Consider the following 13643-nt stretch of genomic DNA (forward strand, 5'->3'; position numbering starts at 1 on the left):
AAGGATGCTATGCCTATTAACGTCTCAGCCCCATCATGTTGCCGGATGAATACCTTTTTAACCCTCCATAAAATAGGCTTATGGCGACAACGCAAAGGAATAGAGTAATACCAATGGCTGCTAAAATAAACGGCAAATCAATTTCGCGTAACAATCCAATCGGCAAGTAACTAATAAATCCCGCTGGCAGTACGGTGAATAAAACGATTTTACCTAGACCTTTAAAAATGCTGGTCGGATAAGTTGTAAAAGTTAAAAGTGCATTATACAACTGCAAACTAAGTCCCTCCGTGCTGCCCAACCAGAAAGCGAGACAATTTACAATGACCGTGAAAAATATAAAAATCAGCGTCGACAATACCATCGCCAGTGTAAATTTAAGTAAACCAAGCCCTGACTTATCTCCATAAGCGGCGTAAATCAAAAGGGCAAATAAGACGTCACCAATGGCGCTAACCGACATCCGGCTAATGAGAACATGCAGCAGTACGGGCTTTGGCTGTGTTAAATAAATATCAAGCTGTCCGGTTGCAATCAGATTCGATATCCGGGTCGCATTGCCAAAGAATGTGGCCATTACCCCAAAACCTCCGGCTGCAACGGCCCACAGCATCATCACATCCTGCATCTCCCATCCATTCAACACATGGAATCGGCCAAAATAAATCCCCCAGAATACGATCCAAACCACATTATTGATAATCATCATGCCGGCGGTAAGCAGAAAACTCAAACGAAATTCCATGGCTCCCGCCAGATTAAGCTTCCAGCATGCCCAAACAAATCGAAGTAATCGCTTGAATTTCCCGGGCTGCCGGTATTCGCTGATTGTTGGCAAACGCTTGCTATCCACCGTTAACATTGAGTTTTGTCACTCCTTTCCGATACACGAGGAAGACGATAAAACCAATCACCAGCATCCAAATTAGCTGTGTGCAAATCGTTCCGGCTAGATTGGAGGCATCGAAAGCCACCGTTGTTTTAGCGGGTAGATACACAATCGTTTGAAAGGGGAGCCAGCGGCCTACCTGCTGCAGCGCATCAGGAAATAATTCAAGAGGCATCAGCATGCCGCCGATGGTAAATAGAAATTTATTGTACACAAATTCCAAGCCCCGAGTCTCTTCCACCCAGAAAGCGCAAAGGGCTAATACCATATTCAGTAAAAAATTGACCGTGAAACCGCAAAGCGCAATAAGCGGAAGCCATAACAACCCATACCCGAAATGCGGCGGTCCAATGATTAATAGCCCCAAAATGGTGCCAAGAATAGCGTTTACGATAAAACGAATGGCGGCTTCGCTCATGTATTCGACAAAGTGGAACACGACAAAATTGACCGGACGAACGAATTTAAACACAATATCGCCGCTTTTCACTTCTTCTTCAACACGCGTGCACAAGCTGGGGCTAGCCAAAATCATCGATTCCGTAATGACCAGATACCACATAATCTGTTTGAAACTATAGCCGGCAATGGTATCTGTGCCTTCTCCATGGAATGTCGTCTGCCACAACTGAAGGAAAATATATAAGATCAAAAGCAAGAAGATCGATCGAATGAGAAAATCAATCATATAAGCAAATTGATTACGCAGTGTGATTTTGCCGATAAAAACATACTTAACCGATTTGCTCCAGGAGTTCATCTTCCGTCCCTCCCTTGCCATAGTCCCCGTACATGCGAGTGATGATATCCTCCATAGGCGGATCTTCTACCGTGACGTCAACAATTCTATGAGCCGCCATGATCTGAGACAAGGCTGTTTCAATCGTTGTTAGCCCCATATCCACCGAGAGGGAAAGTCCTACGCCGTTTTTTTCCAACAACGTCACGCCTTCGAGTTCCATCTCGCCTGGTTCGTCCTCCAGCACAAGGCGTACTGTCTTGTGAGTCATGAAGCGCTGCTTCATCACTTGAACGCGATCATCGAACACAATTCGCCCATGATTGATCACAATGGCTCTATCGCATAGCCGTTCAATGTCGCCGGCATCGTGAGAGGTTAGAAAAATCGTTGTCCCCTCTTCCCGCTTCAACTCCAGAATAAGCTCTCGGATGCGCTGCTTTACAACCACGTCTAATCCGATAGTCGGTTCATCCAGGAAGAGAACTTGGGGACGATGCAGCAAGGAAGCTGCGATTTCACAACGCATCCTCTCGCCTAGTGACAGCTTTCGAACGGTGGTCTGCAAGTAGGGACCAAGCTCGAACCGCTCGATGAGATCGTCACGCCGTTTGATATAATCACTTCGCCGCAGCTCATAAATACGGCTCATCAGCTCAAAGGTATCGATCGGCGGCAGATGGTACCAGAGCTGCGATTTTTGGCCGAACACAGAGCCGATCTGATAACTAAGCTTGTTTCGCTCCTTCCAAGGACAACAGCCCAGTACTTCCGCCTCACCTGTGGAGGGATGCAGGATCCCGGTCAGCATCTTGATCGTCGTTGACTTCCCCGCTCCGTTCGGGCCGAGGAAGGCTAGCGTTTCTCCTCCAGCCGCAGAGAACGTAATGCCTTCAACAGCTACTTTCTCGGTGTATTGCGGCCTAATGAGCGCCTTAACACTGCCGATGAATCCTTCCTCTTTCTTCTTCATTTGAAATGACTTCCCTAACTGCTGAACACGAATCGACTCCATCAAGTCCACCGTCCTTTCATTCGCTAAAGCAAAAAAGACCTCTCGGTCCGTTTCGCCTATGCAGGCGGAACTTTCCGAAGGTCTTTTATCCCTTACGGTGTAACACGTCTTCATCCGTGTCGGCTTCGCTTGGTTCGCCATCCGCGTGGATTCGGATCCCTAGAAGCCCTTCCGTTTATTTTCCACATCTTAACACATCATGTCATGTACAGACAATACCCTTTTTCAATTAATTTCCAGATTGTTCAAGGGAATCAAGCTCCTGTTTGAGGGTAGCCGATTTCTGCTGCGCATCCTTGATTTGAGACTGCAGCTGCTGAATCTCCTGCTCCGCCTCCGAGAGCGCAGCCGCGGTAGCCTGGGAGTGAAGCTCCTGAGCTACCTGCAGGGTTTGTTCAGCAGCTTGCTCCGCTTTCTGGGCAAACTGTTTAATTTGTTCAATGTTTTGCTTATTGTCATCCTGATCTTGTTGGTTTTGTTGTGGCATAAAAGAACCCCCAGCTCGAATTTTCCATACACGATTAATTTTAGTAAAATGAGCCGATCTTATTCCTCTCAGCCATAGCAGCTTAAATTATCGAAGATATTCGTCCTTGCTGACCAGAAGATCGGATATCACACCGGTCGGAATGACGAATTCAGGAACGCCCATATAACCTGGCGCAACCTCATACTTTTGAAACGAAATCACAAGTTGACCGTCCGAATTGATATAAAAGTTTTGATCTTTTTTAATGGACTTGAAGACTTCGCTCATCTGTACCGGTGCCGGGGAGCCTTCCACCCAATACACTTTTCCCTGATCCGATTTCATCTGTTCCATCATCTGTGACTTAATGTTCTCGCTGATCACCTCGATATACCGCTCATCCGTGAACAAGCTGGGCAGCGTAATGAGAATCTCTTTCTTCTTATCAATCGTGTCAAATTGAAACGTGGTCGAAGACGATCCTACCATGTTTACCACGTATCTTCCTACGGACAAAATGCGATCGTTATCGGTCTTCACGACATAACCGCTGTTTACGCCCAAATGCCCTCCGCTGCCAGCTGCTTTCATGCTATCCATTTCCGCCATGAAGTCTTGATACTGCTTTTTCGCTTCTTCCTGATATTTTTGATTCAGCGATTCCTGAAGTTCCTTATTTTTCATGTCCGTAATCACTGGCACTTCCAATTTGGCTTCATAAGTCTGGTCTTTAAACATATATTCTCTAAACGTGAGCACCTTGATCAAATTCCCCACCAGCGGCACTTCCGACAATGCATGAGCAAAAGCAGGACTTGTATTGATACCAGCGACAAAAATAATCACCGCAGCTGCAGCAGCTGACAACCATTTGAGACTTCTCTTTTTCTTCGTATGACGTTGGATGGCTTTCGTTACGATAAAATCAAGCTCTTTGGGGATCGGGACATCCATATATTGTTGTTTCATCTCATCTAATTTCCTATCCATCTTAGAGTGCCTCCTCTGGATTTTCATCGGTCATACGAATACGAAGCAGCCTCAGGGCTTGATATAATCGGGTTTTAATTGTCGAAATATTTTCACTCAGCACTTCGGCAATTTCATCGATTTTCAAATCCTCAAAATATCTAAGGGTAATCACGCTGCGATACATGGTCGGCAGTTCATCCAGCGCTATCTCCAGATCCATATTGGTATACACGTCTTCACTGCCAGAGTCCATGGCTTCCAGCATCGTTTCGTCCACGACCTGCATCTTCTTGTGCTTCCGTAAGAAATCCAGCGAAGTGTTCACAACAATACGATAAAACCAACTCTTCATCGACGTTGTGTTTTTCAGCGATTCAGCCGAGGCAAACGCTTTATGGATCGCTTCTTGAACAATATCAAGCGCATCTTCCTGATTTTTCACATAACTGTATGCCAAACGGTAAACGTGATCTTTATGTTCCGTTATACAGGTAATTAACAATTTCTCCAGATTGGGTTGTAGGCTCATGAGTGTAAAAACGCTCCTTTTAATACGCGCGTATTATGTGTCTTCTATGAGGTAGGACGTATAAGTGCGTCATAAAGTTTGGATCTAGCTATCATAACATAGGGTGTGAAACCTCAGAGCCATCCTTCTTCTACCAATTTCCCTCCCTCACTGCTATACTTACAACATGCATACGTTAAAGAGGTGACTAGAGCCTATGAACATTATTAAAGTCAAAGACCGCCAAGAATTAGAGAAAAGAATCCCCACCATGCCTTGGTATATAGAGAAATTTATTAATTATAAGCTGCCGGATCTCTCACCCTCCTCTTTGCTGGAGTACGTGCGCGATTATGAAATTTTCTTATCCTGGATGCTGGCCGAAGGATTAAGCACGGCGCCATCAATCAATCAAGTGCCTATCGAAGATTTAGAGGTATTACATATGGACAGCGTCGATAATTTCCGTATGTTTCTTGCTGTTCGGAGAGAACACGCGAATGTCAAAACGACGGTGAACCGGAAGCTTTCCGCACTCCGATCCCTGTTCCATTATTTAAGCCAAATTGCCGAAGACGAGAATTTCTACCCGCTGCTGAAGCGAAATGTCATGGCGAAAGTGGAAATCAAGCGATCTCACAGGCCCAAGGATAGTGCCGCCAAGCTGGAAGGGAAACTGCTGCAGGAAGAGGAAATTGCCCAGTTCATCGACTATGTCCAGAATGGGTACGAGCATGATGTAGCCTCCAACAAACAGGCTATCTACTCTTATGAACGCAACAAAATTAGAGATCTTTGCATCATTACGTTAATTTTGAATTCCGGTTTGCGCGTATCCGAAGTTTTTAATCTGAATGTCGATGATATCGATCTGAAGAAGAAGTTAACACATGTCTACCGCAAAGGTAAAAATGATGATACGTTCAAAACGCCTGTCTACTTCCGTCAAGATGCCATTGAGGCATTAACGGATTATCTAGCTATTCGGCAAACCCAATATAAGCCGCTTAAAAAAGAAAAAGCCCTCTTCCTTGCCATTGCGAATGGCAAAAAAGAAGGCGTTCGTATGACCAAACGGGCCATACAAGAGCTCGTTATCAAATATGCGAAGCGTTTCGGCAAACCGTATTTGTCCGTTCATAAGCTGCGGCATTCATTCGCCACAGATTACTACTTGCAAAATGATCTATACAAAACACAAGAGCAGCTTGGACACGCTTCGCCGGAAACGACGCAAATTTATGCGCATCTGACCGATCGAACCATGTCCGAAGCGATTGATAAACGATTGGAATCCTGAAGCTTACTTCAGGATTTTTTCGATTTGTTCCAGCTCTTCCGGAGAGAACTCCAGATTTTTCAAAGCTGCAACGTTTTCTTCGATCTGGGATACACGGCTTGCGCCAATCAACGCTGAAGTAACACGTCCGCCGCGCAGCACCCAAGCCAGCGACATTTGAGCCAAGCTTTGGCCACGGCTAGCAGCCAGCTCGTTCAACTGAATAATTTGATTCAACTTCTCTTCCGTAATGTCCTTCGTGTTCAGGAATTGGCTTTTCCCGCCTGCGCGTGAATCACTTGGTACTCCGCTCACATATTTATTCGTCAGCAAGCCTTGAGCAAGTGGACAGAACGCGATGCTGCCCACTCCAAATTCATCAAGCACATCCTGCAGGCCACCTTCGATCCAACGGTTCAGCATGCTGTAAGAAGGTTGGTGGATCAGCAGAGGAGTGCCAAGCCCTTTCAGAATGGTAACCGCTTCTCTTGTTTGTTCTGCTGTGTAGTTGGAAAGACCAACGTACAAAGCTTTACCTTGACGAACAATTTGATCAAGAGCGCCCATTGTTTCTTCGAAAGGCGTGTTCGGATCAGGTCTGTGTGAGTAGAAAATGTCCACATAATCAAGGCCCATGCGTTTCAAGCTTTGATCCAGGGAAGAAATTAGATTCTTCTTGGAACCCCACTCCCCGTATGGTCCTTCCCACATATGGTAACCAGCTTTTGTGGAGATGATCATCTCATCCCGGTACGCGCCAAGGTCGCTTTTCAAAACTTTGCCGAACATTTCTTCAGCCGAGCCTGGAGGCGGACCGTAGTTATTAGCCAAATCGAAGTGTGTAATCCCCAAGTCAAAAGAACGAAGCAGCATAGCTCGTCCATTCTCGTGAATGTCCAATCCCCCGAAATTGTGCCATAGACCTAATGAAATCGCTGGCAGTTTAAGTCCGGATTTTCCGGAACGATTATATTTCATTTCTGCATAACGTGTTGGGCTTGCTTGATAAACCATGTGTTTCCTCCTTCAAAATGTCCATAGAAAACTTACGTTGTAAGTATCTATTAAAGTTTCACCAAAGTTTGGTTTCTTAGTACAGTATAGGCGAACGCTGGCAACAAAAAAAGAACTGAAAAAAACGTGTCTTACTTACCTTTAGGTTAGTAGGCTCTCTCAGACTCGTTCCCGGCAACAAAAAAACTGCCGAGTCGCCTCGACAGCTTCAGGACTTACTTGCATTTACCGCAACCACAGCCGCATTTCCCTTTGCCTTTTGGTTTATAGATTTCTTTGTTCATGAGCAACGCTTTCGACTTCGCAGTTCCTCGAATTCCCGCACAGCGTAAACAGTCCGCAATGCATTGATTCCTGCCAACTACAAACAAACGTGTACAGACATTCGTACAAAAACGGCCGCAATTTGGTATTGCACGTACATTTCCCAGATAAGCACCTTTTGGCATACCACCAGCACCACCTTTTCCTTTGGTACTATAAGGTATTCCCGAAATGATGCTTACGGTTGTACAGTTCCTCTAGTCTAATTGCTTATTTTGTATAGAACGTACAAGTTCCATGCTATGCTCCTGCAGCCATTTTGTCTTATCATATGTATTTTGAATAATATCAATCAGCACACCTTGCGGATCAACACCATCTGCATATCGTCCCAGGAAGTGAATAAAGACATCCAGCCTCCGCAGCTCAATCAATAACGGCAGCACCTGAATTTCCGCTTCTTTTAACTGGGCGAATTGTTGATAGCCTTGATAAAAAGCGGCACAATTTCGCTTCAACTCCGCTTTCGGCAGCGCAGGATCAATCAAATCGGACAAGCAGACCGCAATTTCCATAACCCGAAGATCGCGCGTGATAAATTCAAAGTCCAGTACGGAGGTAATGTGACCTTCCTCATCCACCAGCATGTTGGAACCGTTAATATCGCCATGCACAAGTTGATGAGGCAATTTACGCAAGGAGGGAATCGCTTGATATAACGCGGAAAATCGTTCAAAAATATATAGGAGCTCCTCACGCTGCGCGAAAAACGGTTCCGGTGGATACAGGCAGAATTCGCGAATCGCATCCGGCGTGCAGCGGGGATGAATATTTTCAATCTCGTAGTAAGGTGGGTAAACAGGCTTCAAATCGACAGCTATCGTTCCCAAAACAGCAGATAACTGACCAACAGCCTCTCCATAATGCAGCAATTGTTGAGCATTCACCCACGTGGGATTTATCCCATCCGTAAAGGTAAATAACGCCGCGAGTTTTCCTTGGCTATCATCCAGCTGTACAACCGTTCCACCGTCCGGAAGTTCGATTGGCACTGGAATTCGGTAAGGCAGTTGATTTTTTCGTTTGTTCAAAGCAAGCAGAATGCGATGCTCAAAAATGATTTTATCGATATCGCGATGAGTTTCGTACAACCGCAGGACATAGGAAGTGCCTGCTACATCAACAAATCTTGTTGTATTATTCATGCCGCCCGCACCTACACGGATCGTCCACGCTTGACCAGGAAACCAGTATGCAGGCAATAAGGCCAATTGCTCCTCAAAATCTTTAACTCGCATAATTGTATTCACCAGCTCCTTTCACTAAACCAGATTGTCGCCTTCCACCGCGAATTCAAAGTCTTCTACATCAAACGCTTGGACAGGAATTTCGGCTTGAATCAGCCTCTCGATCAGATCGAATTGATCTGTTAAAATGGGTGCTTGCTCCTTCATGGAACTAAGGATTAACTCCGTTTCAATCGGATCAAACTGCTCGCCATAAGCCTCTGTATCGATGGCTAACACAACCATTAAGGTGACGTGCTCATTGATCGGCAGCGGCGGGCTTTTACGCCATGGTGCAACAAGTGCTTTTTCAATTTTTTTCTTATTAAATGATTCCTCGAAGAACGCAATCAGCTCGCCAATCATTTGTTTGACGAACCCATCATCCTCTTCCTCCAGCATGATCGGCTCGCTGCCAGCCTGTAATTCATATAACTCTTGAATGCTTGTATAAGGGATTATATAGGTAACCGGCTGGCCTGGCAGCATTAACTGACCATGCACAGCGAGCATAACGGCTTCTATGATAAATGTTTTGCTCATAACTTATCCGTCTCCTCTCTCTAAGGGTGTATCAGCATTTATTTCGCTAATAAGCTTTGAAAACCCTTTTTTCACTGGACATTTTAACCCGGAGATCAAGATGAGACAACAAAAAACCGCCGGCTCAAATGATCACAGTGATCATATAGAACTAACGGTTCAATCTTCTCTTATAAACTGCCATCCTTTACCTCACGATCTTCATACAAGGGAAGATAAGGTTTCTTAGAGAACCGGTTCGCATAGGCCGATGCCACATAACAATCTGGTTTAATGACAGGCACCATGCCGACAGACTCCACTCGCCGCACCATCTCTTGGACGTATTTGGCCGTCCTGTTCTTATTCTCATCATCACCTGCATCAATATGGATGTACATATCGAAAGAGGCTCCTTGGTACAGATGAGGAAGAACAATATTTTCCATATCCTCTCGTTTAGCCTCGTCAAAGTACGTCGCGATCTCTTCACTGAGTGCCGTTTCCATCGAAAGCTTTTCCTTAATTGAATGCAAAGCCCGATGGACAATCACTTGACGATAGCATGCCCACGCTCCTTTTCCAAGCCGCTGAATCACTACACCTGTGATGAATTTGGTGTGGCCTGAGTGCACCTGACAATCCGTTCCAATGATGAACTTGTAGGTACCTGCCGGCTCAAGACGCATGAAATGCAGGATCCTCTCATGAACCGTATCCAAGTTCAGTCCTCTTTCCGTCGTGTTCCGAAATTCCAGTGGGTGATTTGCTCTCGAAGGTTTCAAAGATAAGGTTCTTCCTTTCTCCTTAGAATCAGGAAGAAGCGGATGCTGGCCAGCTGCATCCGCCCCTATCTATAGTATATAGCAAAACTCCAATGATCGAACCATCACTTATCGTAAAACACTTCCACCATACAAAAAGCGGTTCTCCCACTGCTTGCCATCGATCGTATCGACACGAACACCACCGGATTCAACGGAGTACGTATGCAGGATAGATCCATTCCCCAGGTAAAGCCCTACATGGGTAATCGGCTCTTTGAAAGGATCGACACCTTCATAATCAGAAGGTTTGCTTCCTTTATAGGAGCTGAAGAACATCAAATCTCCACGCTTTAATTTCGTCCAATCCGTACTAACAGGTCCTAAAGATCGCACGAAAGTGCCTTGTGCAGCGGAATCACTTGGAACCGAGAAGCGAAGCGCATCCCAGAACATCGTTTGTACAAAATCAGAGCAGTCAAACGTAGTAGGATCATTTCGCACGGAACCAAACTCATAAGGTGTGCCTAAGTAGGCATTGCCTGCTGAAATCACCGCTTCAATCTCATCCGTAAGTGGCATATTAGGAACGATCACGGAGAAATCAGTGACCATATATTTGCTGCCTGTGCTTACGTAGCCGCTTGTGCCGTTCGCATCCACAATTTTGTACCAGCTGTCATTAACCTTATCCGTAATTAAAACTTCTTCACCTTTATTAAGCATGCGAATCACTTTGGAGCCACTATCTGATGAAGGAAGCGTACGAAAGTTAACGCCATAAATGATTGCTGCATTGCTGACAATTTTTATGTACTTGCTGTTTGTCGATACATAGCCGCTCACGCCTTGAGCATCCTTAACTTTGTACCAATTGGTTGTCACATAATCCGTTACCGTGACGATTTCGTTCGTTTTCAGCAACCGCATTACATTGCTTGACGTGTTCGGCTGATCTCGAAAACTTACCCCCGATACGATCTGTGCTTTCGTCGAAGCACCTACATCCGCTGAAATCGCTGCCGGTAAAACAAAAGTAAGCGCCAAAACAATCAAGCTCACAACCAACGACCATTTTTTCATCGCCTCAACCTCACTTCATGATGTCATATTTTGCTTACATACCCTTATTATAGTTTCAGGGGCTGAAGAGCGAATATAGGCGAAAGGTTGCGATTTTTGTCGTTTTTATGTAAACGTCGCATGGCTGCATACCTATTGACGGCAAGGTTTAATTTTCCAACTTTCGAACCTCGGATTTTCTTGTTGGAAGCCAGCAGATCGAGAGGTTAGGATCATTTTTCAATTTCACGTTGCAGAGTTTCATTTCCCCTTCTTCAAGCTCGATCACCTGCCAATCTTCCGGTACAATTCCCGTTATGGAAAGGAGAAAATCTCGCGAAAGCTCATTCGCCTCCTCCTGCTCCGGCCAAAATTTCACACCATAGTAAGCAAGTCCATAATGATTGACCAGCATGCAGGTGAAGAGCTGCTCTGTGTTTTTATTTTGTAGTACATACGGCATTTGATCTTCCTCCATTAAAAAGGCACATTCACCGCAACAGGGTGAACGTGCCTCGTTCATATGATTGCTATTACAAATAAGCGTTCTCGTGTTTTGCTTTTAAACGATTCCATCGGCGTTCAACTTCAACTTCGAAAGATTTGAGCGAGCCTTCATATTCCGGCTTCGTCATATGTTTCGTTTTCCCCATCGTCTTAAGCCAATCCGATAAAGGAATTTTCTTGTTTTTATCTTCGGGGTTATACGTAATGCTCGTAATGCCGTGTTCCACTTCATACAGCGGGAAGAAACAGGAATCTACCGCAGCGCCTACAATGTTGGATCCCTCCTGGTCGTCAGACAGCCAGTTGAGCGGGCAAGCAATCAGGATCTTCCCATACACAAGGCCTTCATTCTGAGCGTACCATTGTGCTTTCGCTGCCTTTTTCACGAGATCCTGCGGATACGCTTCTGATCCTGTGAAGACATATGGAATATGCGTAGCCGCCATAATTTGCGCCGTATCTTTATGGTGGAACACTTTCCCGCCTTGGTGCTTCCCAACGTTCGATGTCGATGTGCGATGCCCCATCGGCGTTGAATAGGACAGCTGCGCGCCTGTATTCATGTAACCCTCGTTATCATACTCGAGGATAATCATTTTATGATTGCGCAGTGCAGCGCCAATGGCCGGCCCCATGCCGATATCCATGCCGCCATCGCCTGTAATCATGACGAAGGTGAAATCGTCCTTTAATCCCAAATGATCGAGTTCTCCACGGCGCTTGCGCTCCCAGAACATCTCTACAACCCCTGACAGCGTTGCAGCGCCGTTCTGGAACAGGTTATGAATATACGTCGCTTTATGAGCCGAGTATGGATAACCTGTCGTAACAACCATCGCACAGCCTGTGTGGAAGATCGAAACGATATCGCCTTCGATTCCCTTGAAGAACAGCTCTAAGCCCGAGAAAATGCCGCAGCCCGGACATGCGCCATGGCCTGGAGCAATCCGCTTCGGCTTCTTGGTTAGAGCACGCAGTGGCGGGATCCGAACATTCAGCTTGCCGGAAGCCTCATCCGGTGTAACAGTGATGAGGCCCGTCTTCAAATCCTCATATTTCATCGGTGTCAGTACCCGCTTCGGCGCTTTCGCCGGATCACCTGGCGTGTGACCGTAGTAATCGAAGGGCACTTCCACCTTGCCGTTTTGCACAGCGTCAATGGCAAATTGGAACAGGTTATGCCCGTCTTCGGCATAAAAGTCCTTGCCACCTAAGCCGTATATGCGGCTTATGACAAGCGTATCTCTGTTCCCGTGTGTGAACAGCGCCGCTTTAATTTCGTTGACCATATTGCCGCCATGGCCGCCATAGGAATCCGCGCGATCGCCGACCGTGATCGCCTTCACATGCTGCAAAGCTTCGGCAATTTGCTTGGCAGGGAAAGGACGGATCATATTCGGTGCGATCGATCCGGCTTTAATGCCCTTTTCGCGGAGCTGGTCGACGACGTCCTTGATGATTTCGGAAGCCGAATTCATCAGGAACACCGCGACTTCCGCGTCCTCCATCCGATACAGCTCAAGAATCGGATAGTCACGGCCCGTCAATTCGGCATATTCCTGCCGAATGCGATCATACACCTCTTCGGCATTGTACATCGCCATAGATTGCTGGTAACAGTTATTAATGTAATCCGGTTCATTCATATAAGGGCCAACCGTGATCGGGTTATTCCGATCTAACGTATCAGGGAAACCTTGCGGCTTCTCGCCGATAAATGCATGCACGTCTTCCCGATTTGCAAACGTTTGCACTCTGCGTTTCTGATGGGACGTGAAATATCCGTCCGAGGCTACCAGAACAGGCAAGCGCACCGCTGGATCTTCAGCCAATTTCAAAGCGAGGATATTCATATCGTAAACCGCTTGCGGATCACGGCACATCACAATCGGCCATCCCGTATTTAAGGCATAATACAGATCCGAATGATCCCCATGGATGTTCAAGGGACCGGAGACAGATCTACATACCAAGTTCATCACCATGGGAAAGCGTGTGCCGGACTGAACCGGCATTTGTTCCAACATATACAAATAACCGTTGGCGCTTGTCGCGTTAAATACGCGGCCGCCAGCAGTTGAGGCTCCATAACATATACCTGCAGATCCATGCTCTCCGTCTGCCGGAATGAGCACAATATCATGTTGTCCATTGGACTTCATCAAATCCAGGAATTGGGCTACTTCCGTCGATGGAGAAATCGGAAAATATCCCATAATGTGATAATTAATTTGATGGGCTGCATACGCCGCCATCTCGTTGCCTGATTCATATACAATGCGTTGTTCAACCTTGGCCTGCCCTAATTCCTTCTTAATATCAATGGACATAACGAGTAGTTCCACCCTTCTCC

14 protein-coding genes are annotated in these 13643 nt (G+C 46.1%); 1 reads left to right on the forward strand and 13 read right to left on the reverse strand.

What is annotated here, in order from left to right; genetic code table 11:
* Window positions 1-16 precede the first annotated feature (16 nt).
* The 6 genes from GON05_RS19455 to GON05_RS19480 all read right to left on the reverse strand — a co-directional run bounded on the left by GON05_RS19455 (window position 17) and on the right by GON05_RS19480 (window position 4613).
* Entirely contained in the window at window positions 17-862 is an 846-nt protein-coding gene (locus tag GON05_RS19455; RefSeq protein ID WP_157321092.1) for an ABC transporter permease, read from the reverse strand.
* A complete protein-coding gene (locus GON05_RS19460; RefSeq protein ID WP_157321095.1) occupies window positions 846-1649 on the reverse strand; it encodes an ABC transporter permease in 804 nt (267 codons plus the stop codon). The genes GON05_RS19455 and GON05_RS19460 overlap by 17 nt, the downstream gene beginning before the upstream one ends.
* Window positions 1624-2784 carry an ABC transporter ATP-binding protein gene (locus GON05_RS19465; RefSeq protein WP_246239258.1) on the reverse strand — a complete coding sequence of 387 codons (1161 nt, stop codon included), beginning with the start codon at window positions 2782-2784 and terminating at the stop codon, window positions 1624-1626. The genes GON05_RS19460 and GON05_RS19465 overlap by 26 nt, the downstream gene beginning before the upstream one ends.
* An 88-nt stretch (window positions 2785-2872) precedes the next feature.
* The gene (locus GON05_RS19470) at window positions 2873-3130 is read right to left on the reverse strand and encodes a hypothetical protein (RefSeq protein ID WP_157321097.1); all 258 of its coding nucleotides are present in this window, start codon (window positions 3128-3130) and stop codon (window positions 2873-2875) included.
* Window positions 3131-3217: 87 nt separating this feature from the next.
* Window positions 3218-4102, reverse strand: a complete 885-nt coding sequence (gene rsiV, locus GON05_RS19475) for an anti-sigma-V factor RsiV (protein ID WP_157321099.1) — start codon at window positions 4100-4102, stop codon at window positions 3218-3220.
* Window position 4103: 1 nt separating this feature from the next.
* Window positions 4104-4613, reverse strand: coding sequence for an RNA polymerase sigma factor (locus GON05_RS19480; RefSeq protein WP_157321102.1), 510 nt, complete (start codon window positions 4611-4613; stop codon window positions 4104-4106).
* A gap of 196 nt (window positions 4614-4809) precedes the next feature.
* Here GON05_RS19480 and xerS point away from each other — a divergent pair, with 196 nt between their 5' ends.
* Window positions 4810-5892, forward strand: a complete 1083-nt coding sequence (gene xerS / locus GON05_RS19485; protein ID WP_157321104.1) for a tyrosine recombinase XerS — start codon at window positions 4810-4812, stop codon at window positions 5890-5892.
* A gap of 3 nt (window positions 5893-5895) precedes the next feature.
* Here xerS and mgrA read toward each other — a convergent pair whose 3' ends face one another.
* The 7 genes from mgrA to GON05_RS19520 all read right to left on the reverse strand — a co-directional run bounded on the left by mgrA (window position 5896) and on the right by GON05_RS19520 (window position 13620).
* Window positions 5896-6885, reverse strand: coding sequence for an L-glyceraldehyde 3-phosphate reductase (gene mgrA, locus GON05_RS19490; protein ID WP_157321107.1), 990 nt, complete (start codon window positions 6883-6885; stop codon window positions 5896-5898).
* 521 nt (window positions 6886-7406) lie between these two features.
* Window positions 7407-8447, reverse strand: a complete 1041-nt coding sequence (locus tag GON05_RS19495) for a phosphotransferase enzyme family protein (RefSeq protein ID WP_157321109.1) — start codon at window positions 8445-8447, stop codon at window positions 7407-7409.
* Window positions 8448-8471: 24 nt separating this feature from the next.
* Window positions 8472-8978: an ADP-heptose synthase gene (locus GON05_RS19500; RefSeq protein ID WP_157321112.1), complete on the reverse strand. Its 507-nt coding sequence runs from the start codon at window positions 8976-8978 to the stop codon at window positions 8472-8474.
* A 170-nt stretch (window positions 8979-9148) separates the two neighbouring features.
* The gene (locus GON05_RS19505) at window positions 9149-9742 is read right to left on the reverse strand and encodes a ribonuclease H-like YkuK family protein (RefSeq protein WP_246239259.1); all 594 of its coding nucleotides are present in this window, start codon (window positions 9740-9742) and stop codon (window positions 9149-9151) included.
* Between the two features lie 108 nt (window positions 9743-9850).
* Window positions 9851-10804, reverse strand: coding sequence for a C40 family peptidase (locus tag GON05_RS19510; protein WP_157321114.1), 954 nt, complete (start codon window positions 10802-10804; stop codon window positions 9851-9853).
* A gap of 148 nt (window positions 10805-10952) precedes the next feature.
* Complete coding sequence (locus tag GON05_RS19515; RefSeq protein WP_157321116.1) at window positions 10953-11246, reverse strand: hypothetical protein; 294 nt, start codon at window positions 11244-11246, stop codon at window positions 10953-10955.
* Window positions 11247-11316: 70 nt separating this feature from the next.
* Entirely contained in the window at window positions 11317-13620 is a 2304-nt protein-coding gene (locus GON05_RS19520) for a thiamine pyrophosphate-dependent enzyme (RefSeq protein ID WP_127450909.1), read from the reverse strand.
* Window positions 13621-13643 lie beyond the last annotated feature (23 nt).

The organism is Paenibacillus anseongensis, from assembly GCF_009757995.1.
Lineage (GTDB): Bacteria > Bacillota > Bacilli > Paenibacillales > NBRC-103111 > Paenibacillus_E > Paenibacillus_E chondroitinus.

Bases quoted from the DNA above. Each gene is read 5' to 3' on its own strand.
- GON05_RS19455 (WP_157321092.1), bottom strand. From the start codon at position 862: ATGTTAACGGTGGATAGCAAGCGTTTGCCAACAATCAGCGAATACCGG.
- GON05_RS19460 (WP_157321095.1), bottom strand. From the start codon at position 1,649: ATGAACTCCTGGAGCAAATCGGTTAAGTATGTTTTTATCGGCAAAATC.
- GON05_RS19465 (WP_246239258.1), bottom strand. From the start codon at position 2,784: ATGGCGAACCAAGCGAAGCCGACACGGATGAAGACGTGTTACACCGTA.
- GON05_RS19470 (WP_157321097.1), bottom strand. From the start codon at position 3,130: ATGCCACAACAAAACCAACAAGATCAGGATGACAATAAGCAAAACATT.
- rsiV (WP_157321099.1), bottom strand. From the start codon at position 4,102: ATGGATAGGAAATTAGATGAGATGAAACAACAATATATGGATGTCCCG.
- GON05_RS19480 (WP_157321102.1), bottom strand. From the start codon at position 4,613: ATGAGCCTACAACCCAATCTGGAGAAATTGTTAATTACCTGTATAACG.
- xerS (WP_157321104.1), top strand. From the start codon at position 4,810: ATGAACATTATTAAAGTCAAAGACCGCCAAGAATTAGAGAAAAGAATC.
- mgrA (WP_157321107.1), bottom strand. From the start codon at position 6,885: ATGGTTTATCAAGCAAGCCCAACACGTTATGCAGAAATGAAATATAAT.
- GON05_RS19495 (WP_157321109.1), bottom strand. From the start codon at position 8,447: ATGCGAGTTAAAGATTTTGAGGAGCAATTGGCCTTATTGCCTGCATAC.
- GON05_RS19500 (WP_157321112.1), bottom strand. From the start codon at position 8,978: ATGAGCAAAACATTTATCATAGAAGCCGTTATGCTCGCTGTGCATGGT.
- GON05_RS19510 (WP_157321114.1), bottom strand. From the start codon at position 10,804: ATGAAAAAATGGTCGTTGGTTGTGAGCTTGATTGTTTTGGCGCTTACT.
- GON05_RS19515 (WP_157321116.1), bottom strand. From the start codon at position 11,246: ATGCCGTATGTACTACAAAATAAAAACACAGAGCAGCTCTTCACCTGC.
- GON05_RS19520 (WP_127450909.1), bottom strand. From the start codon at position 13,620: ATGTCCATTGATATTAAGAAGGAATTAGGGCAGGCCAAGGTTGAACAA.